This is a genomic window from Actinomycetota bacterium (genome assembly GCA_035640355.1).
Taxonomy (GTDB): Bacteria; Actinomycetota; UBA4738; order UBA4738; family HRBIN12; genus CALGFI01.
Genome location: DASQWI010000011.1, coordinates 236,076 through 260,377 on the forward strand (window position 1 = coordinate 236,076; position 24,302 = coordinate 260,377).

24 protein-coding genes are annotated in these 24,302 nt (G+C 67.9%); 16 read left to right on the forward strand and 8 right to left on the reverse strand.

Going from position 1 to position 24,302, the window contains the following annotated elements:
• Nucleotides 1-7: 7 nt before the first annotated feature.
• From VFA08_06580 to VFA08_06595, 4 genes are read right to left on the reverse strand one after another with little or no spacing between them, the layout of a single operon-like run.
• The gene (locus VFA08_06580; protein HYZ13259.1) at nucleotides 8-1,063 is read right to left on the reverse strand and encodes an FAD-binding protein; all 1,056 of its coding nucleotides are present in this window, start codon (nucleotides 1,061-1,063) and stop codon (nucleotides 8-10) included.
• Nucleotides 1,060-2,523, reverse strand: coding sequence for an FAD-linked oxidase C-terminal domain-containing protein (locus tag VFA08_06585; GenBank protein ID HYZ13260.1), 1,464 nt, complete (start codon nucleotides 2,521-2,523; stop codon nucleotides 1,060-1,062). The genes VFA08_06580 and VFA08_06585 overlap by 4 nt, the downstream gene beginning before the upstream one ends.
• 47 nt (nucleotides 2,524-2,570) lie before the next feature.
• Complete coding sequence (locus tag VFA08_06590; GenBank protein HYZ13261.1) at nucleotides 2,571-2,918, reverse strand: rhodanese-like domain-containing protein; 348 nt, start codon at nucleotides 2,916-2,918, stop codon at nucleotides 2,571-2,573.
• A 47-nt stretch (nucleotides 2,919-2,965) separates the two neighbouring features.
• Nucleotides 2,966-3,466, reverse strand: coding sequence for an O-acetyl-ADP-ribose deacetylase (locus tag VFA08_06595; protein ID HYZ13262.1), 501 nt, complete (start codon nucleotides 3,464-3,466; stop codon nucleotides 2,966-2,968).
• A gap of 114 nt (nucleotides 3,467-3,580) precedes the next feature.
• Here VFA08_06595 and ugpC point away from each other — a divergent pair, with 114 nt between their 5' ends.
• The 9 genes from ugpC to VFA08_06640 all read left to right on the forward strand — a co-directional run bounded on the left by ugpC (nucleotide 3,581) and on the right by VFA08_06640 (nucleotide 12,277).
• Nucleotides 3,581-4,795 carry a sn-glycerol-3-phosphate ABC transporter ATP-binding protein UgpC gene (ugpC, locus tag VFA08_06600; protein HYZ13263.1) on the forward strand — a complete coding sequence of 405 codons (1,215 nt, stop codon included), beginning with the start codon at nucleotides 3,581-3,583 and terminating at the stop codon, nucleotides 4,793-4,795.
• 14 nt (nucleotides 4,796-4,809) lie between these two features.
• Entirely contained in the window at nucleotides 4,810-6,189 is a 1,380-nt protein-coding gene (locus VFA08_06605) for a GH1 family beta-glucosidase (protein HYZ13264.1), read from the forward strand.
• A 55-nt stretch (nucleotides 6,190-6,244) separates the two neighbouring features.
• Entirely contained in the window at nucleotides 6,245-7,564 is a 1,320-nt protein-coding gene (locus VFA08_06610) for an ABC transporter substrate-binding protein (protein HYZ13265.1), read from the forward strand.
• 93 nt (nucleotides 7,565-7,657) lie between these two features.
• A complete protein-coding gene (locus VFA08_06615) occupies nucleotides 7,658-8,785 on the forward strand; it encodes a sugar ABC transporter permease (GenBank protein ID HYZ13266.1) in 1,128 nt (375 codons plus the stop codon).
• A complete protein-coding gene (locus VFA08_06620; GenBank protein ID HYZ13267.1) occupies nucleotides 8,782-9,756 on the forward strand; it encodes a carbohydrate ABC transporter permease in 975 nt (324 codons plus the stop codon). Before VFA08_06615 ends, VFA08_06620 begins: the two co-directional genes overlap by 4 nt.
• The gene (locus VFA08_06625) at nucleotides 9,756-10,319 is read left to right on the forward strand and encodes a hypothetical protein (GenBank protein ID HYZ13268.1); all 564 of its coding nucleotides are present in this window, start codon (nucleotides 9,756-9,758) and stop codon (nucleotides 10,317-10,319) included. Before VFA08_06620 ends, VFA08_06625 begins: the two co-directional genes overlap by 1 nt.
• Before the next feature lie 19 nt (nucleotides 10,320-10,338).
• Entirely contained in the window at nucleotides 10,339-11,271 is a 933-nt protein-coding gene (locus tag VFA08_06630; GenBank protein ID HYZ13269.1) for a carbohydrate kinase family protein, read from the forward strand.
• A 49-nt stretch (nucleotides 11,272-11,320) separates the two neighbouring features.
• A complete protein-coding gene (locus VFA08_06635) occupies nucleotides 11,321-11,554 on the forward strand; it encodes an Lrp/AsnC ligand binding domain-containing protein (protein ID HYZ13270.1) in 234 nt (77 codons plus the stop codon).
• Nucleotides 11,555-11,569: 15 nt separating this feature from the next.
• A complete protein-coding gene (locus tag VFA08_06640) occupies nucleotides 11,570-12,277 on the forward strand; it encodes a pirin family protein (protein HYZ13271.1) in 708 nt (235 codons plus the stop codon).
• Nucleotides 12,278-12,283: 6 nt separating this feature from the next.
• Here VFA08_06640 and VFA08_06645 read toward each other — a convergent pair whose 3' ends face one another.
• Nucleotides 12,284-13,528: an FAD-binding oxidoreductase gene (locus VFA08_06645; GenBank protein ID HYZ13272.1), complete on the reverse strand. Its 1,245-nt coding sequence runs from the start codon at nucleotides 13,526-13,528 to the stop codon at nucleotides 12,284-12,286.
• Nucleotides 13,529-13,602: 74 nt separating this feature from the next.
• On the opposite strand from VFA08_06645, the gene VFA08_06650 reads away from it, so the two are divergent.
• The 4 genes from VFA08_06650 to VFA08_06665 all read left to right on the forward strand — a co-directional run bounded on the left by VFA08_06650 (nucleotide 13,603) and on the right by VFA08_06665 (nucleotide 16,823).
• The gene (locus tag VFA08_06650) at nucleotides 13,603-14,352 is read left to right on the forward strand and encodes a CPBP family intramembrane glutamic endopeptidase (protein ID HYZ13273.1); all 750 of its coding nucleotides are present in this window, start codon (nucleotides 13,603-13,605) and stop codon (nucleotides 14,350-14,352) included.
• Nucleotides 14,352-14,972, forward strand: a complete 621-nt coding sequence (locus VFA08_06655; protein HYZ13274.1) for a hypothetical protein — start codon at nucleotides 14,352-14,354, stop codon at nucleotides 14,970-14,972. The genes VFA08_06650 and VFA08_06655 overlap by 1 nt, the downstream gene beginning before the upstream one ends.
• A gap of 193 nt (nucleotides 14,973-15,165) precedes the next feature.
• Nucleotides 15,166-16,302 (forward strand): hypothetical protein, encoded by a 1,137-nt coding sequence (locus tag VFA08_06660; GenBank protein ID HYZ13275.1) that lies wholly within the window; start codon nucleotides 15,166-15,168, stop codon nucleotides 16,300-16,302.
• An 89-nt stretch (nucleotides 16,303-16,391) separates the two neighbouring features.
• The gene (locus VFA08_06665; protein ID HYZ13276.1) at nucleotides 16,392-16,823 is read left to right on the forward strand and encodes a DUF6766 family protein; all 432 of its coding nucleotides are present in this window, start codon (nucleotides 16,392-16,394) and stop codon (nucleotides 16,821-16,823) included.
• A gap of 9 nt (nucleotides 16,824-16,832) precedes the next feature.
• Here the strand turns inward: VFA08_06665 and VFA08_06670 are convergent, their stop codons facing one another.
• From VFA08_06670 to VFA08_06680, 3 genes are read right to left on the reverse strand one after another with little or no spacing between them, the layout of a single operon-like run.
• Nucleotides 16,833-18,812 carry a CocE/NonD family hydrolase gene (locus tag VFA08_06670; GenBank protein HYZ13277.1) on the reverse strand — a complete coding sequence of 660 codons (1,980 nt, stop codon included), beginning with the start codon at nucleotides 18,810-18,812 and terminating at the stop codon, nucleotides 16,833-16,835.
• Nucleotides 18,813-18,835: 23 nt separating this feature from the next.
• Nucleotides 18,836-20,350 carry a phospholipid carrier-dependent glycosyltransferase gene (locus VFA08_06675; protein ID HYZ13278.1) on the reverse strand — a complete coding sequence of 505 codons (1,515 nt, stop codon included), beginning with the start codon at nucleotides 20,348-20,350 and terminating at the stop codon, nucleotides 18,836-18,838.
• Nucleotides 20,351-20,366: 16 nt separating this feature from the next.
• Nucleotides 20,367-20,786, reverse strand: coding sequence for a DUF3052 domain-containing protein (locus tag VFA08_06680; protein HYZ13279.1), 420 nt, complete (start codon nucleotides 20,784-20,786; stop codon nucleotides 20,367-20,369).
• Nucleotides 20,787-20,860: 74 nt separating this feature from the next.
• Between VFA08_06680 and rsmI the strand changes: the two genes are divergently transcribed.
• The 3 genes from rsmI (at nucleotide 20,861) to VFA08_06695 (ending at nucleotide 24,195) form a co-directional block, all read left to right on the forward strand.
• The gene (rsmI, locus tag VFA08_06685; GenBank protein ID HYZ13280.1) at nucleotides 20,861-21,688 is read left to right on the forward strand and encodes a 16S rRNA (cytidine(1402)-2'-O)-methyltransferase; all 828 of its coding nucleotides are present in this window, start codon (nucleotides 20,861-20,863) and stop codon (nucleotides 21,686-21,688) included.
• 47 nt (nucleotides 21,689-21,735) lie between these two features.
• Nucleotides 21,736-23,268 carry a methionine--tRNA ligase gene (gene metG / locus VFA08_06690; protein HYZ13281.1) on the forward strand — a complete coding sequence of 511 codons (1,533 nt, stop codon included), beginning with the start codon at nucleotides 21,736-21,738 and terminating at the stop codon, nucleotides 23,266-23,268.
• A 117-nt stretch (nucleotides 23,269-23,385) separates the two neighbouring features.
• The gene (locus tag VFA08_06695) at nucleotides 23,386-24,195 is read left to right on the forward strand and encodes a TatD family hydrolase (GenBank protein HYZ13282.1); all 810 of its coding nucleotides are present in this window, start codon (nucleotides 23,386-23,388) and stop codon (nucleotides 24,193-24,195) included.
• Nucleotides 24,196-24,302: the final 107 nt, after the last annotated feature.

Here is a 24,302-nt window from a genome sequence, read left to right on the forward strand (position 1 = left end):
GTCGCGCTCAGACCCCGCCCCAACCCCGGCCGGGCGCCAGCACGCCGTTCGGATCAAACGCCGCCTTCAGTCGTCGCTGGACCTCCGGCGCGGGTATCGGATCCTCCCCTAGGCCGCCGGGCCCACGGATCACCGGGCCGATCCCGCCGGCCTCGTGCACCCGCCGGCGAAGCGTGTCGAGCGGAGCGTCGGCGTGATCGAGACCCACCCAGGCGATCCCCACGCCGACGAGTGCGCTCCAGCGGTCGCCGTCGACGACGTCGCCGAGCCGCGACGGCGTGACCGCGACTTCCGCGACGACCGGAGCCTCGTCCCACGGGCTCGACAGGGGGAACGGAGCATCGTCTGCCTCATCCACCGGTTCTGCGACATCACGCGCGGCGAGCGACTGCTCGTCCACCTCAGCGGTCCAGCCCTCCAGTCGAAGCTCCACACCGTCCGGCGTCGCGATGATGCCGGCCGCCGCCGGCACCGCGTCGAGGAGCGCGGTTGCCATCGTCAGATCGCCACCGAATCGAAGCGTCCGCCGGCGTTGTGGGAGCGGACGGACCTTGAGCGCAACCTGCGCGATGACTCCGAGCGTGCCGAGCGAGCCGGAGAGGAGCTTGTGCACGTCGTAGCCGGTGACGTTCTTCACGGTTCGCGCGCCGCTGCGAACGAACCGGCCGTCGCCCGTCACCACCTCGGCCTCGAGCACCGTATCGCGGAGGGGCCCGAGCTTGAGCCGTCGCGGGCTCGAGGCCGAGCTCGCGACGACTCCGCCGACGGTCGCGGCATCCGGCGCGTCGGCGGGCCACTCCTGTCCGCCGCCCGCCAGGAGACTCCGAAGCGTGCCGACCCTCATGCCGGCCTCGACGACGGCGATCATCTCGGCCGGCTCGTACGCGATGAGCGCATCGAGCTGCGTCGTCCACAGCTCGCCGTCGACGTCGGAAGGGTTTCCCTTGTCGAGATGCTGCCCGCCGCCGACGACGAGCACACGTCGTCCGTCGGCGTTTGCCCGACGAACCTCCTCAACGAGGTCTCGCTTCGTTTGCGGGTGGATCCGCGGAACGGGGGTCACAGCCAGGCGCCTTCGGGAAGCTCGGCGGCCGCGCGCGCCGCGTCGTCCCCGCGCGCCATGGCGAAGTCACCGCATCGAGCGCCATCGGGAAGGACCTTCAGTGGGTTCATCCGGGCGTCGGGATCGAACGCCGAGCGAACGCACGCCTGCGCCGAGAGATCCTCGGCGGTGAACACGAGGGGCATGAAGTCCCGCTTCTCCAGACCGATGCCGTGCTCGCCGGAGAGCGCTCCACCGGCATCGACGCAGAGCCGGACGATCTCCTCGCTCGCGGCGAGAACGCGCTCGAGCGTTCCCGGAACGGTTCGGTCGAACGAGAGCAACGGATGGAGGTTGCCGTCGCCCGCGTGGAACACGTTCGTCACGATGAGGTCGTGACGGTCGGCGATGTCGTACACGCCGGCGAGGACGTCGACGAGCTTGGACCGCGGTACGACGCAGTCGTGGAGGTGGTAGTGCGGCGCGATCTGAGCAACCGCGCCGAACGCCGACTTCCGCCCCTTCCAGATCAGCGCCGCTTCGGCTTCGTCCGCCGCGACGCGGATCGTTCGAACGCCATTGGCGCTCGCCGCCGACTCGACCGCGGTCGCCTGCTCCTCGACCGCGGCCTCCGTGCCGTCGACCTCGACGATGAGGATCGCGGCGGCGTCGGTCGGGTAGCCGGCGTGCGCGAACCGCTCGGCGGCGACGACGATCCCATGGTCCATCATCTCGACGGCGGCAGGAACGACCCCGCTCGCGATGATCGCCGAAACCGTTGCGGCGCAGTCGCCAACGGTATCGAAGTCGAGCAGCATGGTCCGGATGGCCGGCGGCAGGGGCGTCAGCCGGACGCACACGGCGGCGACGACGCCGAGCGTTCCCTCCGACCCGACGAAGACTGCTCGAAGGTCGTAGCCGGCCGCCTCGGGGCCCTCGGAGCCGAGCCGTTCGACGGTCCCGTCGGGCAGGACGACGTCGAGCGCGAGGACGTGGTTCGACGTCACGCCGTAGGCCAGGCAGTGCGGTCCGCCGGCGTTCGTGCTGACGTTGCCGCCGATCGAGGATGTCTGCTGCGACGACGGGTCTGGCGCGTAGGTGAACCCGTACGGGCGGAGAGCGTTCGCCAGGTCGAGGTTCGCCAACCCCGGCTCCACCCACGCGATACGATCGGCCGGACGAACCTCGATGAGGTCGGTCATCTTCGACGTGACCACCACGAGCGCGTCCCCGATCGGCGTCGACCCCCCGGCGAGGCCGGTTCCCGAGCCGCGCGGCACGATCGGCAGGCCGTGCTCGCCGGCGATACGAACGCACGCGACCACGTCCGATAGTCGTTGGGGGAACGCCACGAGCGCGCATCCACCCTCGACGAGCGACGCGTCGCGCGCGTACAGACGGAGGGCGAGCGGATCGGAGAGGACCTCGGATTGACCGAGCGCTCCCTCGAGTGCGCGACGTGCTGCCTCGACGTCGGCCATGACGCGCGTTCAGGCTAACGCGGTCCGTCGATCGGTTGAACGCTGCGTTAGGCGACCCGGCCGGGCTGACCCTCAGGCGTCGACAGCGGTCGGCCCTCCGCCGCCCACTCCTCGAGCCCACCATCCAGGTTGTGGGCAGTGAACCCACGCGCCTGCAGCATCAAGGCGCCGAGCTCGCTGCGGTTGCCCGAACGACACACGACGACCGTTTCCTTGTTCGGATCGAGCTGGTCGACGGCGCCGGCCAGGATCGAGTTCAGCGGGACGTGGATCGAGCCTTCGATGCGCCCCGCCTCCCACTCGTCGGGCTCACGGCAGTCGACGATCTGCACCTCGTGGAGGCGCTCGGCCAGGCCGCTCGATGTCGTGAGATCGCTCGTGGTGTCTCCCCGCACGCGAGGGAACGGGAAAAGGCAATGCTAGCAGCGCGTCCGCGTACGACTCACTCGCCGAGAGCGCGTTGGAACGCGTCGAGGGCCTCGCCATCGAACAGCACGAAGCGAACCTCGTGGACGGATGTCCGCGCGCCCCGCACGGATTGAATCGCCACGGATGCTGCCTCCTGAACCGGGTACCCGAACACGCCTGTCGAGATAGCGGGAAACGCCACCGTCTTGGCGCCGAGCTCGTCGGCCACGCGCAACGCCTCCGCGTGGCACGTTGCGAGAAGCTGAGCTGGTTCGTCTACGCGGTCGTAGACCGGCCCGACGGTGTGGATCACCCACTGCGACGGCAGCTCACCCGCCGTCGTCGCGACCGCCTGCCCCGTTGGAAGACCGTCCGGGAACCGCGTCCGCCGGACCTCTTTGCACTCCTCGAGGATCGCCGGGCCACCTTTGCGGTGGATCGCGCCGTCGACGCCACCGCCGCCGAGCAGGGACGAGTTCGCCGCGTTCACCACCGCGTCGACCTGCTGTTCGGTGATGTCGCCTCGCGCGAGCATGATCCGTGGAGCCACGACGTCAGCGTAGCCTGCGCCGAGCCACCGGTTCGACCTGGGAACGCCACCTGCGGTTCAATACCCGTAGCTGAACGAACCAAGGAGACGGAGGGAAGCGTGGCCGAGATCGTGATGGACGACGTATCGAAGGTCTATCCAGATGGAACCGTCGGCATCTCGGACCTCAGTCTGGACATCAAGGACGGCGAGTTCATCGTGCTCGTCGGCCCGTCGGGCTGCGGCAAGACCACCGCGCTGCGGATGGTCGCCGGACTGGAGAGCATCACCGGCGGAACGATCAGCATCGGCGACCGGGTCGTGAACGCGGTTCCCCCGAAGGAACGCGACATCGCGATGGTGTTCCAGAACTACGCGCTGTATCCCCACATGAGCGTGTACGACAACATGGCGTTCGGGCTGAAGCTGCGGAAGCTGTCGAAGGAGGAGATCGACCGGCGAGTGAAGGAAGCCGCGACCATCCTCGGATTGGAGGACTTCCTTCAACGCAAGCCGAAGGCGCTGTCGGGCGGTCAGCGCCAGCGCGTGGCGATGGGTCGCGCGATCGTTCGCGAGCCGAAGGCGTTCCTCATGGACGAGCCGCTGTCCAACCTGGACGCGAAGCTCCGCGTGCAGATGCGTTCCGAGATCGCCCGCATCCAGCACGAGCTCGGCGTGACGACCCTGTACGTGACGCACGACCAGACCGAGGCGATGACGATGGGCGACCGCGTCGCGGTCATTCGCAAGGGCGTGCTGCAGCAGGCCGACACGCCGCAGTACCTGTACGACCACCCGTTGAACCTGTTCGTCGCCGGTTTCATCGGGTCCCCGGCGATGAACATGGTCGAGGCGACGGTCGCGCGAACGAACGGATCGGCGGCGATCGAGTTCGGCGGCTACAAGCTGCGCATCCCGGATCACGTGATGTCATTGCGGCCGGCGCTGAAGGGGTTCGACGGGAAGCGGGTGATCGCCGGGATCCGCCCGGAGGACATGGAAGATGCGTCGCTCGGATCGCAGGCCTCCGATGACCGGATCCGATCGACGGTCGACCTCCGCGAGGCATTGGGCTCGGACGTCGTTGTCCACTTCAAGGTGAACGCGCCGCCGGCGATCACGGAGGACGTCAAGGAGCTCGCGCACGACGTCGGCGCCGAGGCCCTCGAGGACGTGGAGCACAAGGCCGAGCAGGGCGAGTCGACGTTCGTCGCTCGGCTCAATCCGCGGACGAAGGCCCAGCAAGGCGAGCCGATCGAGCTCACCGTCGACGTCGGCCGGATGCACTTCTTCGATCCCGACACCGGACTCGGGATCTACGAGGACGGCGCCTGAGCCGAGACTCCGCAATCCACGCCTTCCCCGACGGCTTTCTCTGGGGTGTCGCCACGTCGGCGTACCAGGTCGAGGGCGCCGTTCACGAGGATGGGCGCGGAGTCTCCATCTGGGACACGTTCTGTCGGACCCCGGGAAAGGTCCGAGGCGGCGAGACCGGGGACGTCGCCTGCGACCAGTACCACCGGTACGAACAGGACGCCGACCTCATGGCGGAGCTCGGGATCGGGGCGTACCGGTTCTCGATCGCGTGGCCGCGGATCCAGCCCGAGGGGCGCGGTGCGCCGAACCGAGCCGGGCTCGATCACTATCGCCGACTCGTCGACGCGCTGAACCGACGGGGCATCGCCCCTGTGGCGACGCTGTACCACTGGGACCTTCCCCAGGCTCTCGAGGACGCGGGCGGGTGGCCGGTTCGCGAGACCGCCGAGCGCTTCGCCGAGTACGCACGCCTCGTCCACGACGCACTCGGAGGCGAGGTGCCGTACTGGATCACGTTGAACGAGCCGTGGGTCGCGGCGTGGCTCGGGTACGGCACCGGCGTGCACGCGCCCGGCAAGAACGACGATGCGCTCGCCCTCGCAGCGACCCACCACCTGCTGCTCGCGCACGGACTCGCCCTCGATGCGCTGACAACCGGCGAGGTCGGCATCGCCCCGAACCTCGAGCCGTGCCTGCCGGAGACCGATCGGCCGGAAGACGTCCGCGCCGCGCGCCTGGCCGATCTCCACCTCAACGCGTTGGTGCTGGATCCGCTTTTCGGCCGCGGATATCCGCGCGAGCTCATCGAGCACTTCCGCGGCGTGACCGACATGGAGTTCGTGCTGGACGGCGATCTCGAGGCCATCTCCGGGCCGCTCGACTACCTTGGCGTGAACTACTACCGCCGGCACACCGTGAGCGCGCGTCCGCGACCCGGGCGCTCCAGCGGGGACTTCCCCGGATCGCTCGGCGCATGGTCGTACCCGCCGCCGGGCGTCGAGGTGACCGCGATGGGGTGGCCCGTGGAGCCCGAGGGCCTCGCCGTCGTCCTGACCAGGATCCATCGCGAGTACGGGCCGGCAAAGATCTTGATCACCGAGAACGGAGCGGCTTTTGAGGACGAGCCGGGAGTCGACGGTTTCGTCCAGGACGATCGTCGCGTGACGTATCTGCGTGAGCACGTGACGGCTGCGAAAGACGCGCTCGACCAGGGGGTTCCACTGGCCGGGTATTTCGCCTGGTCGCTGCTCGACAACTTCGAGTGGGCGGAGGGGTACGCGAAGCGGTTCGGCGTGGTCCGGGTTGACGTCGCCACCCAGGTCCGGACGCCGAAGGCCAGCGGGCGCTGGTTCGCCGACCTCATTGCGCGTTCGGACGACGGCGCCATGGCTCGACCCACGACCCCGGGTTGACCGTATTAGATACGTGTGGGCGAAATAGCTTGCCCGCGAGAGAGGGGGAAGGCGTATGCGTTTGCTCAGGCTGATGGCGCTAGCTGTCGTCCTCGTCCTGGTCGGAGCGGCTTGCGCCGCCGACGAGGACGGAGACGGCGGTGGCGGCGGGGGAGGAGGTAACGAGAACACCGGCACGGTGAACGTGCTCTCGGCCGGCGACCCCGGAGAGGTCGAGGTCTACAACGGGATCATCGACGAGCTGATCAATGCGAACGTCGACTACACGGCCGAGATCGAGGCCTCGGGCGAGGCGGAGCAGCAGGCTCAGATCCGGGCCGAGGCCGGCACCCTGGACATCTTCCTGGCGCCGCAGCCGGGACTCGTCGCTGACCTCGCACAGGCTGGCCAGCTCACGTCGCTGGAGGACCTGGGGATGGACGTCGGCCAGCTCGAGGAGCTGTTCGGCGAGTACTTCGTGTCGCTCGGCGAGGTCGACGGCCAGCACTACGGTGTCCCCACCAACATCAACCTGAAGAGCATGGTGTGGTACCCGAAGGACGACTTCGACGCCGCGGGATACACCGAGCCCACGACGTGGGACGAGATGCTTGCCCTGTCCGATCAGATCGTCGCCGACGGCGGGACGCCGTGGTGCGTGGGCTTCCAGAGCGAGGGGTCGACCGGCTGGCCGGCCACGGACTGGATCGAGGACATCATGCTGCGCACCGCGGGGCTCGACGTGTACGAGCAGTGGTACAAGCACGAGATCCCGTTCAACGACCCTGCCGTTCTCAACGCGGCGCAGATGTTCGGCGACGTCATGTTCCACCCGGACTACGTGCTCGGCGGCGCGGAGAACACGCCGTCGGTCCAGTTCGGTGAGGCGCCGCTCCCGATGTTCGACGATCCGCCGGGATGCTGGTTGCATCGACAGGCCAGTTTCATCAACGCGTTCTTCCCGGAGGGCACCGAAGCCGGTGTCGACTACGACTGGTTCCCGCTCCCGCCGATCGACCAGGAGGGGACACTGTTCGCCGGTGAGCTCGCCGTCGTGGGGACGGGCGGGAACCGTCCGGAGGTCCGGGACTTCCTCGAGCGGTTCATGGCCGAGGACGTCCAGTGCGCGCTCTCGGGCGATCCGGCGTCGTCCCGCATCTCCCCGAACATCAACGTCGGCGCGGACTGCTACGCGAACGACATCCTCGCCGAGTCGTCCACCGTACTGACGGACGGCCTGTCCGCGGGGACGGCCGGGTTCGACGCGTCGGACCTGATGCCGTCGGCCGTCGGGGCGGGCAGCTTCTGGACGGGGATGGTGGACTACATGCGCGACGGTCCGGACTCGATCCAGGGGATCCTCGACGAGATCGAATCGAGCTGGCCGGCGGAGTAGAACCGAGGAGAGTTGCCGGAACGAGGGGCGGCCGCACAGCGGCCGCCCCTCGTGTTTGCGCGAGTGACCGAGGTCGGGAGAGGATGACCCGACGTGACCGACACGACCCCTGAAGCGGTCGCACCGCCCGCGTCCGCGGGACGGGCAGGCGTCTTCGTCCTCCGGCTGCTCAGCGCGATCGTCGTCCCCATCGTCGCCTTCACCCTCCTGTGGGTGACGTTCGACTACCTGCGCGACGAGAACGCCAATCGCTTCATCGTCGTCGGGGTCGCGCTCGTCGTCGGCGTGGGCGGCGTCTTCTTCCTCTACTGGGGGGCGAACAGGGTCATCGAGTTCCTGCCCGAGCGCGTACGCGAGGGAGTACGTCCGTACGTGTTCGTCGGCCCCTGCCTGGTGATCCTCGCGGTGTTCCTGGTGTATCCGGTCATCAACACCATCCTCATCAGCTTCAAGGACGCGAGGTCGGAGAGTTTCGTCGGGCTCGCCAATTACCGGTTCGTGTTCACCGACCACGACATGCTGACGGCCATTCGCAACACGGCGGCGTGGATCGTGATCGTCCCGTTCTTCGGCGTGACCATCGGGCTCGCGTTCGCAACACTGGCCGACCGGCTCCGGCGGGGTGAGGCGATCGCCAAGTCCGCGATCTTCCTGCCGATGGCGATCTCGTTCGCCGGAGCGTCGATCACCTGGCGGCTGATCTACGACTTTCGGCCGCAGGGATTCGGAAGCAACATCGGCCTGCTGAACGGGATCTGGATCGGGCTCGGTCAGGACCCCGTCGCGTGGCTCACGCTACAGCCGTGGAACAACCTGTTTCTCATGGTGATCTTGATCTGGATCCAGACCGGGTTCGCGATGGTCGTGCTGTCCGCGGCGATCAAGGCGATCCCGGACGAGATCATCGAGGCGGCACGCATCGACGGCGCCTCGGAGATGCAGGTCTTCCGGCGGATCATCGTGCCGTCGATCCTGCCGACCATCGTCGTCGTTACGACTTACATGGTCATCAACGCATTGAAGGTGTTCGACATCGTTTTCATCATGGGGAACGCGGAGTCCGACGGCACGGTCGTGATCGCAGAACGGATGATCGACTGGTTCTTCAGCAGCCGGAACTTCGGACGTGGAGCGGCGATCGCCGTGGTCCTGTTCATCGTGATCGTCCCCGTGATGATCTGGAACGTCCGGCGCTTCCGCGAGGAGGAGCTGACACGATGAGCTCGACCGTCCCACCGGCCGTCGCCACCGAACCGCAGCGCGGCGAGGTCGCACTCCGCGACGTGCCCGGAGAAGCCGGAAACGTCGGCGAGCCCAAGAAGGGCGGCTGGGGCGTTCGGATCGTCGTCACGGTGATCTGCGTGGTCTGGTTGGTCCCCACGGTTGGCGTGCTGATCACGTCGTTCCGTCCGGAGAACCAGGTGCTCAGCACCGGGTGGTGGACGGTGTTCGCGCACCCGTTCCGGCTGGCCGAATGGACCGTTGAGAACTACCGGACCGCGCTCGACGCCGCCGGCTTCGGCAACGCCTTCATGAACAGCCTCGCCGTGACCATCCCGGCGACCGTCATTCCCATCACCATCGCGGCGTTCGCCGCGTACGCGTTCTCGTGGATGGACTTCAAGGGACGGTATGTGATGTTCGTCATCGTGGTCGGGCTCCTCGTCGTCCCGCTGCAGATGGCCCTGATCCCGATCCTCAAGCTGTACAACGAGGGCGCTGTGCTGTTCGGCCGGCAGATCTTCCCCGATCTCGACCTGAACGGGACGTTCCTTGGCGTGTGGCTTGCCCACGCGGGATTCGGGCTGCCGCTCGCCACGTACCTGCTCCGCAACTACATCGGTTCGCTTCCGTCATCGATCATCGAGTCGGCGAAGATCGACGGCGCCGACCATTTCACGATCTTCTGGCGGCTGATCATTCCGCTTTCCGTTCCGGCGCTCGCGGCGTTCGCCATCTTCCAGTTCCTGTGGGTGTGGAACGACCTCCTCGTCGCGTACGTCTTCCTCGGAGGGACCAGCCAGAACCAGGTGCTCACGGTCGCCCTGCGGAATCTCCTCGGGGGACGGGGGGAGGATTGGCAGGTGCTGACGGCCGCGGCGTTCATCTCGATGTCGCTGCCGCTCGTCGTGTTCTTCTCGCTGCAGAAGTACTTCGTGCGGGGCCTCACCGCCGGCGCCGTCAAGGGATGATGACCTCGAGGTCACGGCGGCCGGCCTCCGCCGGAGCCGAGCCCCTTCCGGCGCAGCGCAAGTGGCGCGCGATCCTGCTGTCCACGCTCGTTCTCGCGCCCGCGTACTGGTCGATCCTGGTGGGTCTGGTCTCCGCCGCGTCGGAGGAGGCAGACGCACCCGCGGCGGGGCCGTTCATCGCGTTTGGCTTTGCGCTGATCCCGTTCGTCTTCCTCGCGCTTGCGTTCCTGTCGGAGCACCCGCGCGGTCCGGGCGCCGTCGTCGGGGCGATGATCCTCACACTGGTCGTCGGGGTCCCGGTCTGGGCGCTCGCCGCCGACGGCGTCACCGGCTTGGTCGCCGGCATCGGCGCAGGCGGGATCGTCGCGCTTCGATCGGACCAGGACGAGAGCTGGAAGGCGCGTGCGCTCGCGGTCGCGGTCACCGCCGCGTATGTCTTCCTCAGCGTTCGCGTCGCCGGCGACGTCGTGCTCATCGTCGCGCCGGCGCTGCCGTTCAGCGCGATTGGCGTCGCCGACCACCTGTCGGAGCGGAGACGTCTGCGCGAGGCGGGGCGGAGGTAGCCGGGATTAGGCTCTCCGTGTGGCTCGAGCGTTCGACCTGTTGGTTCTGGGTGACGCGAAACCGGACCTGATCGTTACCGCGGACCGGCTCCCGGAGTTCGAAGAGGGCGAGCGCCTGGTCCAACGGTCCGTGCTCACGCTTGGTGGTTCGGGCGGAATCGCGGCGTGCGGCGCGGCGACACTCGGCCTCGCCGTCGCGTTCGCCGGCATCGTCGGCGACGACGCGTTCGGGCGGTTCGTCGTCGAGTCCCTCGACGCGCACGGCGTCGACACCACCGGTGTCGTTCTCGATCCCGAGCGCACCACAGGCCTGTCGATCGTGGTGAAGCGCGACGAGGCCGAGGCGGTCATGACCGACGTCGGCACGATCGCAGCGCTGGACGAGAGCCACGTCGACCGTGCGGTGCTGTCGTCCAGCAGGCACGTGCACGTCTCGTCTCTCTACCTTCAGCAGTCGCTCCGTCCGGACCTGCGGGAACTCTTCGAACGGGCGCATCACGCTGGTGCGTCGACATCTGTCGATCCGAACCGGGATCCGACGGGGAACTGGAACGGCGGTCTGTTCGACCTTCTGTCCGAGACCGACATGCTGTTCGCGAACTCGATCGAGATCCGCGCCATCACCGGCGTCGACGATGTCGACGTCGCAGCCGAGGCGTTGGCCGAACGCGGCGCGGTCGTCGCCGTGAAGTTCGGGCAGGGCGGCGGCCTCGCGATGTGGGGTGATCAGGTCGTCCGCTCTGAGGCAATCCCCATCGACGTCGTCGATACGACGGGGGCCGGGGCGACCTTCGCCGCGGGGTTCATCGCCGGACGGCTTCGCGGATGGTCGCTCGACCGGTGTCTGGCGCTCGCGGTCGCGTGTGCGTCGCTGTCGGCCCGGGCCCTCGGAGGCACCGCGGCTCAGCCGACGATGGAGGAGGCGATCGGCGCGCTCGAGCAAACGGCGTGAATCGGTTCCGAGTACGATGGCTGCCGGCCCAGCACGAGGGGGGTTCTCCGTGGTCAGCGCGTACATCCTGATCCAGACCGAGGTCGGCAGGGCGAACCACGTCACACGGGAGATCTCGGGCATCAAAGGCATCATGCAGGCCGACGGCGTCACGGGTCCCTACGACGTGATCGCTCGCGGCGAGGCGGCGGATCTCGACGAGCTCGCCAAAGCGATCGTCATGCCGATCCAGTCGGTCGAGGGCGTCACGCGCACGCTGACCTGCCCCGTCTTGCAGTTCTAGCCGCGCGGACGCGCGATGGCGATCAAGATTCGACGCGACAAGGAGATCTCGGACGTCGAGGGTGGTTGGTTCCGGGCGCGCTGGCACTTCTCGTTCGACACCTACTACGACCCCGAATACACGAGCTTCGGCACGATGCGCGTCTTCAACGATGATCGACTGATCCCCGGCGCGATCTGGCCACTGCATCCGCACCGCGACATCGAGGGACTGACCTACGTCGTCGAGGGCTCGTTCCGTCACGAGGACAACGTGGGCGGCGCACCCGGCCCGCTGCCGGCGGGTTCGGTGCAGCGGATGACGCTCGGCAGTGGAGCGTGGCATTCGGAGCAGAACGCGTCCGAGAGCGAGCCGATGCGGTTCATCCAGATCTGGATCATGCCGAACGAACGCGGACTCGAGCCCGGCGTGGAGCAGAAGGCGTTCACGGTCGCGGACCGCACGAACCGGATGCTGAAAGCGATCAGCGGCGACGGTGGCGCAGCGGTTCGGGTCCACCAAGACGCGCACGTGTTCGTGTCGCGGCTGAACCATGGAGCGTCGGTCGAGCACGAGCTCGGCCGGGAACGCGGCGCGTATCTCTACGTGATCGAGGGTGACGTCGACGCCAACGGCGAGCAGTTGCAGACGGGCGACGCGGCGCAGATCAGCGACGAGTCGTCGGTTCGGATCTCGGCGAATGACGTGTCCGAGCTGATCCTCGTGGACGTCGCGTTGCGGTAGCGATCCTCACTCGTCGGGATCGTCGGACAGGTCGACCGGAAATGGCAGGGCGATGGGGTCGTACGAAGGCGACCGTCCCTGTTCGTCGAACCGGTCCAAACCGAACCCGCTCACATCGACGACGCTCGTCCGGAGTTTGACCGCCAGGTCGGCCGCAACCTTCGCGACGGCAGGTCCCCACATCATCCCGTGACCGGCCGCCGACGCGACCACCGTCCCGTCCACTTCCTGCCCGTCGCTCGTGATGAGCGGCCCGAGGATCGGCAGGTGGTCGGGCGTGTAGTCGATCGTCGCCGCCCACACCTTTCGGATGCCGAGGTTGCCCGTCACCGGAACGAATCGCTTCAACCGTCGCTGCATCTTCCTCAGGTACGTCCAATCGATCGTTCGCGCTTGCCCCGGCCTCTCATCCGGATTGCTCATGCCCCACAGCAAGCCGCCCTCCTCGAGCCGCCAGTACAGCCCCGCGCCGACGTCGAAGACCATCGGAAGCCGATCGACACCGAACGCGTCGTGCGGCTCCGAAACGGCCACCTGGTGGCGTGCGCCCCCCGCCGGGATCGTCGCACCGGCGATCTGCCCGACCGCTCGGAGCGCGGGCCCACCGGTGAGGATCACGCGTTCGGTCGCGATCGGGCCGGCGCTCGTGTCGACGCCCACGACACGCTGACCGGAGCGACGAAGTCCGGTGAACGCCGTCCGCTCGCGCAGATCGACCTTCGAGCGCTGCATCGCGAGGGAGTACGCGCGTACGTTGCGCGGCGGATCGATGTGTCCATCGGTCGCGACGTACGAGGCGCCGCGGAACCCGTTCCGCGCCAGTGTCGGGTTGAGCTCGACGGCCTCGTCGACGCCGAGCCACCGCGCGTCGAGCTCGCCCGCGCGCTGCATCGCCACGCGCTCGCGTCCCTCGCGTTCGTCCTTTCTCGTGACGGCGAGGAGTAGGTAGCCGAGCTCGCGGAACCCGGAATCGGTCCCCAGCAACTCTTGCTGTCGGTTGTAGAAGTCGATCGACCATCGGCCGAGGGCGACCGTTTCACGCGTTCCGCCTTGCGCCCGAACGATCCCGGCGGCACGGCTGCTCGCTCCCTGCCCGGCGAGGTCGCGTTCGATAACCACAACGCGCTTGGCGCCGTTCCGCCTGGCGAACCAGGATGCCCACCCGCCGATCGTGCCGGCGCCGACGACGACGACGTCGGCGACGTCGCGCGCGCGCCTTCCGCCGGTGGCAGTCACGGGAGGGCCGGCCACACGACGTTCGCTTCGTTCACCGGCCCGGCACGCACGTCGGCGCGCATCGTACGCACTCGCCGTACGCTTGCGCCATGCGCACAGACGAGCGTCGGCGGGACGCGCCACCCCTGCCGCGGCGAACGCTCGCCGAGGAGACGCTGGTCGTGCTGTCCCTGTCGCTGCTCGCGAGCGCCGTCTTCGCGATCCTCACGCTGTTCGAGTTCCCCGTGGAGGGCGCACGCGTCGCGTCGGTCTCGCAGAGCACGATGCTCGCGCGGCAGGTGCTCGGATCGCTGTTCGGACTGGCGCCCGTGTGGCTCGTCGTGTACCTGGTGCGCCGGAGCGGCGAGGGCATTCGTGCGCTCGGCGTTCGCGCCGACCGCGTGCGCGACGACGTGCTGCACGGCGTCGCGTTGTTCGCCGTCGTCGGACTCGCCGGCATCGGGGTGTACCTGGCGGCCGTTGAGCTCGGCGTGAACCGGTTCGTCGTCCCGGTACCGCCACTGGGGCACTGGTGGACGGTCCCGGTACTCGTGCTGAACGCCATCGAGGCGGCGCTGCTGGAGGAGGTCGTGGTCGTCGCCTACCTCGTCACGCGGCTGCGGCAGCTCGGTCTCAGGGAGAACGCGTCGGTCGGCGCGAGCGCTCTGTTGCGTGGGACCTACCACCTGTACCAGGGGTGGGGTGGGTTCCTCGGCAACCTGGCGATGGGAGCGCTCTTCGGAACGGTCTTCTCGAGGACGAGACGAGTGTGGCCGATCGTGGTCGCGCACCTTCTGCTCGACGTCGCCGCCGGCCTCGGGTACATCCTGTTCCGACAGCATCTGCCGGGCTTCGAGTGATGGGGGCGCTCGCGAACGGCGTCGATCTGTCGAACGCGCTCCGCCGGACGGCATCGGACGGGTTCTCGCACCTCGACGACGTGCTCGACGAGCGATTCGCAGCCGAGCTGTGGGACGAGATCCGCGGCGGGCCACTCCGAACGATGTCCGGCGAGTTCGGAACGGCGAAGGTCCGAATGGAGATCGACGGGTTCGACGTCGAATCGCCGTTCGGCGGCTTCCCGTGCATCCGAACGCTCGTGGGCGAGTTCGCAGAACGTGTCGGCACGGACGGCGGAAACGTGCGCGGCTTGGCGACGTGGCGGCCGAACGAGGTGGGAGTGGGCGTGTATCGGCCGGGCTCCGTCGGCGTGACGGCACACATGGACGGTCGATGGTATCGGCGGCTGGTCGCCGTCTTCACGGTGATCGGCTCCGCACGGTTCGAGGTTCGCGCGTCGCGCGAGGGCGCCGTGGTCGAAACGTGGACGGCACGTGCCCGCGGCGTGACGCTGATACGGGGACCCGGCCTCGCCGGAAGTCGCGACGGACGCCCATACCACGCCGTGTACGGGCCCAAGCGAGGCGTTCGGTGCTCAACGGCGCTCCGGATGGCGCACCCGCCCGACGCGCCGAGTTGATACGGTCGCCGTGATGCGCTCACGCGCGGCCGGTTCGCCGAGAACCCTGCGACGATCGCGAGCACTCGCTCTCGCGTTCGCGCTTGCCGCGGCGGCGTGCACATCTCCCGCTGACGACCCGGATCTGCCCGACGTGGACGTCGGCTCTCCACCCGCCTCGTCTCCGACCGAGACCTCGCCTGGGGTATCGCCGGTGCCGTCGTCGGAGGGGCGCGTCCCCGCGTCGCTGGGCGGTCGGCTGATCGTGATCGACGAGGCGGGCAACCTCGTCAACGTCGCGCCCGACGGATCCGATGCCATCGTCCTGGCAGAGGTCGTTCAGGACGAGAACCTCGTGGTGCAACCGACGTGGTCCCCGGACGGTTCCCGCGTGGCGTGGGTCAGCCTCGAGGCCACGGCCGGCGAGCCGGCGGCGACGCTCGTGACGACGACCGCGCGGGGGACGGAACGGACGGAGGCGTCGACGACGGTCGCGCCCTTCTACCTCTCATGGGATCCGACATCCTCGCGCATCGCGTTCCTCGGCTCGCCGCAGGGCGACGGTATCCAGCTCGGCGTCGTCGACGTCGAGGCGGGTGGCAACCGGGCAACGCGTCTGGACGGCGGCGACCCCTTCTACCTGTCGTGGGATCCGACGGGCCGGGAACTGTTGGTGCACGTCGGGTTCGATCGATTGGAGCGGCTGCGCCTCGACGGATCGCTCGTTACCGTGAACCCACGTCCCGGTTCGTTCCGCGCACCCGTGTGGACGGCCGACGGCGCGAACTTCGTCTACGCGGCCGGCAGGCCGACCGGTCAGCATCTTGTCGTGCAGGACGTCGCGCACGCGCGCGTCGACGAGCTCCTGTCGTTCTCGGGTTCCATCTCGTTCGTCGTGAATCCGGACGGGAGCCGCATCGCGTTCCAGGTCCTGGAAGGCGCGAACGATGTGCAACCACTGTCCGTGCTCGATCTCACCACCGGCGACATCGAGCAGGTGTCGTCGAGCTTCGTCCCCGCGTTCTTCTGGAGCCCCCGAGGCGACCGTCTGCTCCATCTACTTCCCGAGGAGGATGCCGGGCGAGTGTGGTTCCGGTGGGCCGTGTGGGGCGGAGACGAAACGATCACGTCGCATCGCTTCTATCCAAGCCAGACGTTCGGCAGTGACTACCTGCCGTTCTTCGAGCAGTACGCGCAGAGCATGAGCCTGTGGGCCCCCGACGGGACCGCGTTCGCCTACGCCGGCATCAACGAAGCCGGTGAGGAAGGCGTCTGGGTGCAATCGGTGCGACCGCCGGGCGCACCCGTGCGAGTGATGGCAGGTTCGTTCGCGACCTGGTCGCCTCGCTGACGCGACGCCCGTCGCGCTCATACGGTTTGCCGGGCAGATGCTTCGGGAAGCGTTCGTTGTCCGGAACGCCCGGCCAAAGGAGGCAACCCGTGGGGACCTTGTTCGGTGTCCTGACGCTCTTGGTGCTCGTGCTCGTGCCGGCATACCTGGTGGGGGTCCTGATCTGGCACATCCGGTCCGAGCGCCGACGGGAGAACATCCGTCGCGTCTGGGCCAACTTCGCGCTCAGCATCGTCCTGTGCATCCTGTTCTTCGTGAGCTGGGGAGGTCAGGCCGTGGCCGAATGGCGAGCGGTCGTTCAGGAGCAGCGTGATCACGGGCAGACTGCCAGCGCCGGGGAGTTCTTCATCGAGTTCGGACAGTCGACGCTCGAGAACTGGCAGTCCGAGTTCCTGCAGCTGTTCTCGTTCGTGGTCCTCGCAGCCGCGTACATCCACCGCGGGAGCGGTGAGTCGAAGGACACTGAAGAACGGATGGAGGAGCTGCTGAAGAAGATCGCGAACAAAGTGGGCGCGAACTAGTCCGAGTTGCTACTGCAGCACTCGTTCGATTCGCCGGTCCCACCGGCGGGACCATTCGACGTCCTCACCCTCACCCGCTTCGAGCTCCAATCGGACCGTGTACGCGTCCGCATCGCTGTGGATTTTCAGGCACGCCCGCGTTCGAACGGTCGCCTCGGGGAAGCGGATCACGTATGTCGCCGTCGCGTCGACGTACGCACGTCCAGGATCGTCGATCGAGACGCCCACCGTTCCTCCATACCACTGCTCGAACCCCGGAACGTGGTTGGTTGCCTCGACCGGCCCGCCGTACTTGGCGACGGCACGGGTCTTCCCCTCCGCGACGTCGTGTTCGATCCGCCAGATCAGCTCGTCGAGCTCGTGGCCGTGTGCGGACGACATCACGGCCTGCGACAGGCGGGGTGGAGGCAACGTCGGCCGCCCCGCGGCCGGCGTCGGTCCGTCAAGCGTCGGGAGCTCGAGCGTCGAGCCTGTTCGGTCGACCGACAGCGTCGACGCGTACGGCGGCGCCCACGCGTTCGGCCAGTCCGCGCCCGCGATGTCGAGGCGGACGCGATGTCCCGGTTCGAACACCCACGATGTGACGTCGAGCTCGAACGCGACGTCGTACGTCTCTCCGGTCACGAGCGGCTCGGGACGCTCGCGTGACGCCCGGTGGGTGAGGTTCAGCAGCCCTCTCGTGACGAGCTGCGATGCGCCGTCGGGATGCACGTCGCACAGCTTGGCGCTCAGGTACGCAACCGGAGCCGAGCTCGACAGCCGCAGCGCGACACGGGGATGACCGAGGATCTCGACCTCGTCCTCGAGCGGCTCCCAGTCGTAGACCAGGCTGAACGCCTCGTCCGGGCGCTGGTCCTGTGGCTGCCCCCAGGGCAGCGCTCCGGCGCAGCTGATCCATGCGGTCCACCCGACGTCCCCGCGGACCTCGAGCTCGTCGGGTCCCTCGCCGTCGCGGTTCACGTCGGCCTTGGCCAGCTCGAGCGGCAACGTCGCCGAGCGCTCGAGCGGCCATCCCGGTTCGTAGCGCCATTCGCCCCGATAGGTGCGAAGCACGGCGGAGGGCGGCGTGGGTCGGCGTGCGAACAGCACGATCGGTGGCTCGCGGTCGACACCGTTGTCGACGCCCTTGAGCCACCGATCCCACCACCTGACCATCTCGGGGACGATGTCGGTATTGGGCCCGGGCAACGACGTCTCGAGGTAGGAATGCCCCCATGGACCGGCAACGAGCCGCTTCGGGCACTCGAGCGCGGCGAACCCACGCAGGGCGATGTTCTTGTAGCCGTCGACCCAGCCGGTCACGAGCATCGTCGCTGCCTCGATCGACGTGTAGTCCTCACGGAGCGAGCCGCGCTTCCAGAAGTCGTCGTACGTCTGATGCTCGAGCCACGTCGTCGTCCACGGCTCGTAGCGCTCGAAACGTTCATGCCACACGTCGCGCCATCCGTCGCCGAACACGCTCGGAACGGGCGGCAGGACGTTCATCGCCTCCATATACGTGGGGTAGTCGACGAGGTCGAGCTGCTTCAACGCGCCGCCGAAGTAATGGACGTCGTCGGCGTATCGGTCATCGGACGCCATGATCGAGCAGATCGCTTTCAACGCGGGCGGCCGAAGCATCGCCACTTGCAACGAATTGAACCCCGACCACGACGTGCCGTACATGCCGACCTTTCCGTTCGACCACTCCTGCGACGCGAGCCAACCGATCGTTTCGGCGATGTCGGCAAGCTCTCGCGCCGTGTACTCGCCGGCGGGTAGCCCCTCGGACGAGCCGGTTCCCCTGACGTCGAGCCGGCACACCAAGTAGCCGAACTCGTCGGCGAACCGGTGGTACTCGTCTCCGTAGGACGCCGTGAGGTCGTCTTTGCGATACGGGAGCGCCTCGATGAGTGCCGGCGAGGGTCTGTCGCTGGACGGGTAATACAGCGTCGCGTTCAACCGAACGCCGTCGGACATCGGGACGAAGACGAGCTCGGTGCGCGCCACGGTTCGCGAATCCTACCGGCTGGTCAGGTCCAGCTTGGGAACCACGCGCGGAGCGTCCACGCCTCGTCCGTCACCGGCGCGCCGGTGAGCACCGGCCAGAACCAGATGAACAGACCGACCGCAACGAGAACGAATCCGATGGCTACCGGCAGGTACGGACGAACACTCCGATCCGCGCGGCCGGCGGTGTGAAGGGCTCGGTACCTCACGTCGGCCAGTTCGCGCAGCGCATAGACGCACGCGAGCACCAGGAACGGCGTGATCGGCGTCGCGTAGAAAAAGAACTGCGGACGGGGAACGAGGAACCAGGGCCCGTACAGGATTGCGACCGCGACGACGACGAACCCGGCGCGCCAGTCGCGCTTCTGCCACCACGCGAACGCCGTGTACGGGATGGCCAAGATTGCTCCCCAGAAGATCGCGGGGTTCCCGTTCGCGTAGATGACCTGGCGAACTCCCTCCCCGTAGTCGGCGTAATAGAAGACCGGACGCCACAGGAGGATCCACTTCCACGCCTGCGACAGGTACGCGTGCACGGGCTCGCCGGTCGCCTGGTCGATCGTGCGGAGATCGCGATGGTAGGTGTAGATCGCTCCTTGGAGGTTCATCCACTCACCGAGATCGAACCCGTAGTGGGCGAACCAACCCACGTACGAAACGACGTACACGAGCACCGGAACAACCAGGAGCGAGAGAACGAGGCCGAACCCCTCGGCGGTGATCGCGCGGATGAACGGCCTCCGCACCTCCGCCCTTCGCCGGCGCGAGACCTCCCAGACGAACGACAGGACGCCGACGGCCGCGACGGCCGTCAACGCCGACCACTTCGTGGCGATCCCCCCTCCCAGGGCCAAGCCCGCCGCGAACCGCCACGGCCGCCACAGCGGCGCGGCGACGCGCGTCCGAATCGTCGCTTCCTCATGCGAGTCGGCCGACGCGATGCGCTCGGCATCGCGTGCATCGATCCATCGCCGATCCAAGAGAAGGAACAGGAACGCGAGGACGATCCAGAAGGCGACGAAGACGTCGAGCATCGCCGTTCGCGACTGGACGAAGTGGAGGTTCTCAACGGCGAGCAACAACCCACCGGTGAACGTCCAGATCGGACTGGCGAACAGGAGCTGGACGATCCACGCGAGCGCCATCACCGTCGCGGTGCCGGTCGCGGCGGCAGCGACGCGCCAACCGAACGAATCCGTTCCGAACGCCAGCTCCCCGAGCGCGACCATCCACTTGCCGAGGGGAGGATGGACCCACGCGCCCGTGTCGTTTCGCACCCGCCGCCAGTACCGCTCGTTGCTGCTGTTGATGTCACAGACGTCGTTCGAGTAGCCGAGGAAGATGCACGCGGACTTGGAGTAGTAGTACTCGTCGAAGACGCGCTGCTGCGGGTACTCGAGGTTGACGAAGCGAACGGCTCCCGCGATCGCGCCGACCGCGAGGATCGCCACGACCGGTCGGTTGAGCCACATGAGCCGGGACGCGAGCGACACCGAGACTCGCTCGGACAGCGTCGGCTCGGTCACGACGGTCGGCATCGACCGATGGTACGGCTCAGCGGCTGGTTCGATCCTTCAGCCGGTACACGAACTGGACTCCCTGGAACTCGTCGTCGATGGAGCCGGACTTGTTGTCGACGAGACCGCCGTCGAGCCCGACCCGCTGGACCGTCTCGAACGTCAGGTCCGTCGCGATCCCCGATGCCTTCTTGGGCCACGCCACCCACAGCCTGCCGGCAGGAGCGAGCGCGCGGGCGAGCACGGGGAACCGCCGCCTCAGATCGCTGTGCCGGGTGACGAACAACAGGACGACGTCGAGCGGCGCGCGCACCCGGGCCACGAGCTCGACGCCGCTCGGGATCGGGTGGAGCCGGAACCCGTCCGGGGCCCCCGCGACCAGAACGCGCGAGCTCTCCCGCACGCCGAGCTTCTTCGGCAGCGGCGTCCCCGAATAGTCCCTATCCGTGTTGGCCACCAAACGATCGAACTGTACCGACGCGGACAGCTCGAAGGTGTGTCGACGGAAGGCGCGTGGGAGCATCGGTCGCGATGAGCGGGCGACTGTTCCTCGTCGGTACCCCGATTGGGAACCTCGGCGACATGACCGAACGCGCGAAAGAGACGCTCGCCGGCGTCGACGTCGTCGCGGCCGAGGACACGCGTCGCACCGGACGCCTGCTGTCGCGTTTCGGCATCAAGCGCCCGCTCGTCTCGCTGTTCAAGGGGAACGAAGCTCGCCGAACCGCGGAGCTCCTCTCGGGCCTTCGCGAGGGGAAGGACGTCGCGCTCGTCACCGACGCCGGCATGCCGCTGATCTCCGACCCCGGGCACCGGCTCGTTCGCGCGTGCGTCGACGACGGGATCGACGTCAGAGTCGTTCCGGGACCCTCAGCCGTCACGGCCGCGCTCGCGGTGTCCGGGCTCCCGAGCGACCGGTTCGTGTTCGAGGGGTTCCTGCCGAGGAAGGCGGGGGACCGGCGCGAGCGCCTTCGCTCGCTCGCGGACGAGCGGCGGACGATCGTCGTGTTCGAGTCGCCCGTACGGCTCGAGAGGCTGCTCCGCGACGTCCTCGAGGAGGTGGGCGACCGTCGGGTGGCGGTCGCACGCGAGCTCACCAAGTTGCACGAAGAGGTCGTTCGCGGACGTGCTTCCGAGGTGCTCGCGCGGGTGGCAGGGTCCGAGCCGAAGGGCGAGGTCGTCGTGGTCATCGAGGGACGCGCCTGGGGCAACGACGTCGCGCTTGCGGAGCTGGTCGGGGAGGCTCGCCGGCTGGTCGACGAAGGGATGCGCAAGCGCGAGGCGGCGTCCAGCGTGGCGAAACGCCACGACGCAAGCGCGAACGCGATCTACGAGGAGCTCATCCGACCGGGGTCGTAACCATCCCCACGAACGGCTCGAACGCCTCGGCTACCATGGCTCGCACCATGGGTCGAGACGTCTTCTACATCACCACGCCGATCTACTACCCGAACGACGTTCCCCACATCGGCCACGCCTACAACGCCGTTGCGACCGACTTCATCGCCCGGTACCACCGGCTGCGCGGCGAGGAGGTGTTCCACCTCACCGGTACGGACGAGCACGGCCTCAAGCTCCAGCGGGCCGCCGAGGCGGCGGGGATGGAGCCGAAGGCCTGGGTCGACCAGATGGAGCCGCGCTGGCGCGAGGTCTGGGCTCGCCTGGACATCGCCTACGACGACTACATCCGCACGACGGAACCTCGCCACGTCACCGCCGTCCAGCGGCTGCTGCGGGCCGTCCACGACAACGGCCGCGACGACATCTACCTCGGCATCTACGAGGGCCTGTACTGCGTCTCGTGCGAGCTCTACTACACGGAGGACGAGCTCGTCGACGGCAAGTGCCCGATCCACGGCCGGCCCGTGGAGCACGTCCGCGAGGAGAACTACTTCTTCCGGCTTTCCGCGTACGCCGATCGTTTGCTCGCGTGGTACGGGGAAGACCCCTCCCGGATCGAGCCGGAGACCCGACGCAACGAGGTCCTCTCGCTCATCAGGGGCGGGCTCCAGGACTTCTCCATCAGCAGGACCAACTTCGACTGGGGCATACCGTTGCCGTGGGATCCGAACCACGTCTGCTACGTCTGGTTCGACGCCCTCACGAACTACATCACCGCCGCCGGATACGGCAGCGACGAGGCGCGGTTCGCCCGAGTGTGGCCGGCGAACATCCACCTGATCGGCAAGGACATCCTCCGCCAGCACGCCGTCTACTGGCCGGCCATGCTGATGGCCGGCGGGGTCGAGCCGTTTCGCCAGGTGTGGGCCCACGGGTATCTGACCGTCGGCGGGAAGAAGATGTCCAAGACCAACGCCACCGGCATCCACCCGTTCGAGCTCCTCGACCACTTCGGCGTGGACTCCTACCGGTACTACTTCATGCGGGAGATCCAGTTCGGCCAGGACGGGAGCTTCTCGTGGGAGTCGATGGTCGACCGCCACAACGCCGACCTGGCAAATGGGTTGGGGAACCTGGCCAGTCGAGTGCTGGCCATGTTCGGTTCCTACTTCGACGGCGTCGTTCCGGCGACTCCCGGTGACGACACCGACCTGCCCAAGGTGATCGAGGAGTCCCGGCGCAGATATGACGAGCTGATGGGCACGCTCGCCCTCGGCTCGGCGCTCACGGCCGTTTGGGACATCGTCGGGCGCGCGAACCAGTACCTCGTCGAGCGCGAGCCGTGGCAGATCGCCAAGGACGACGAGCGCCGGGACGAGCTCGCGGCGGTCCTCTATACCGCCGCAGAGACGCTGCGGATCCTCGCGGTGTTGATCTCGCCGATCATGCCGACCGCGGCCGCGGCGTTGTGGTCGGACCTCGGGATCGACGAGCCGCTCCACGCACAGCGCCTCCCTCACGCCGCGCGGTGGGGTGGACTCGCACCTGGGACGAAGACGTCGAAAGGGGAGGCGCTGTTCCCGCGTCTCGACTCCTGAGTGAAGGTTGTCGCGCTCACGTTTCACGTGCGACCCATGCCCTCGAGTGGCGGTACACATGGGGCGCGTTCGTGACGCCGGGCGCCGATCGATCCTTCGACTAGCCGTCGAGGAACCGTGACCGAGGGTGCTCGCTCCGACGGCAACCCTGCACTCGGACTGAAGACGTCCGCGATCGATACGCACTGCCACCTCTTCTTGATCGAGCGCGACCCTGCCGACGTGCTGTCGGAGGCTCGCGGAGCCGGCGTGGAGCGCATCGTCTGCCCGGGTATCGACCTGGACTCGAGCCGTCGCGCCGTCGAGCTCGCAGAGTCCCTGGAAGGCGTGTTCGCGACCGCGGGAACCCACCCGCACGACGCGTCTGGGTTCGACCTGGAAGCCGCGGCCCGGACCGCGGAGCTCCTGGCGCTCGAGCGCGTCGTCGCGGTGGGCGAGTGCGGGCTCGACTTCTTTCGGATGCGATCTCCGCGAGAGGACCAGATACGAGCGTTCCGAGTGCACGTCCGTCTCGCTCGCGAGGCGCACCTGCCGATGGTCGTTCACGTCCGTGACGCGTGGGAGGACGTCCTTCGAGTCCTCGATGAGGGCGGCGTCCGCGACGTCGTCCTTCACTGCTTCACGGGTGACGTCGCCACCGCGCGCGCGTGCGCCTCGCGCGGCTGGTACCTCTCGTTCGCGGGGAACGTGACCTACCCGAAGAACGCCAACATTCGCGACGCCGCCGCGGCGATCCCCCTGGATCGACTCTTGGTCGAGACCGACAGCCCGTTCCTCGCGCCACAGCGGCTCCGAGGTCGCGACAACGCGCCGGCGAACGTCGTCGACGTGATCGAGACGGTCGCCACCGCCCGCGGCGAAGCCGTCGAGGACGTCCGCGCGGCCACGCTAGCCAACGCGTTCGCGGCGTTTCCCCGCCTTCGATAGCGGTACCCACACCCCGGGGACCGGTGGAAAACCCGTGGAAAGGATGCTCTTTCAAGTTTGCCTTGAAGGTTGAGGGTTTGATACGGTCCTCGCGCTCACCTAGGAGG

Excerpts from the sequence above, each read along its gene's own strand:
- VFA08_06610 (HYZ13265.1), top strand. The coding sequence starts at position 6,245 with ATGCGTTTGCTCAGGCTGATGGCGCTAGCTGTCGTCCTCGTCCTGGTC.
- VFA08_06620 (HYZ13267.1), top strand. The coding sequence starts at position 8,782 with ATGAGCTCGACCGTCCCACCGGCCGTCGCCACCGAACCGCAGCGCGGC.
- VFA08_06625 (HYZ13268.1), top strand. The coding sequence starts at position 9,756 with ATGACCTCGAGGTCACGGCGGCCGGCCTCCGCCGGAGCCGAGCCCCTT.
- VFA08_06650 (HYZ13273.1), top strand. The coding sequence starts at position 13,603 with ATGCGCACAGACGAGCGTCGGCGGGACGCGCCACCCCTGCCGCGGCGA.
- VFA08_06585 (HYZ13260.1), bottom strand. The coding sequence starts at position 2,523 with ATGGCCGACGTCGAGGCAGCACGTCGCGCACTCGAGGGAGCGCTCGGT.
- metG (HYZ13281.1), top strand. The coding sequence starts at position 21,736 with ATGGGTCGAGACGTCTTCTACATCACCACGCCGATCTACTACCCGAAC.
- VFA08_06655 (HYZ13274.1), top strand. The coding sequence starts at position 14,352 with ATGGGGGCGCTCGCGAACGGCGTCGATCTGTCGAACGCGCTCCGCCGG.
- VFA08_06675 (HYZ13278.1), bottom strand. The coding sequence starts at position 20,350 with ATGCCGACCGTCGTGACCGAGCCGACGCTGTCCGAGCGAGTCTCGGTG.
- rsmI (HYZ13280.1), top strand. The coding sequence starts at position 20,861 with ATGAGCGGGCGACTGTTCCTCGTCGGTACCCCGATTGGGAACCTCGGC.
- VFA08_06640 (HYZ13271.1), top strand. The coding sequence starts at position 11,570 with ATGGCGATCAAGATTCGACGCGACAAGGAGATCTCGGACGTCGAGGGT.
- VFA08_06595 (HYZ13262.1), bottom strand. The coding sequence starts at position 3,466 with ATGCTCGCGCGAGGCGACATCACCGAACAGCAGGTCGACGCGGTGGTG.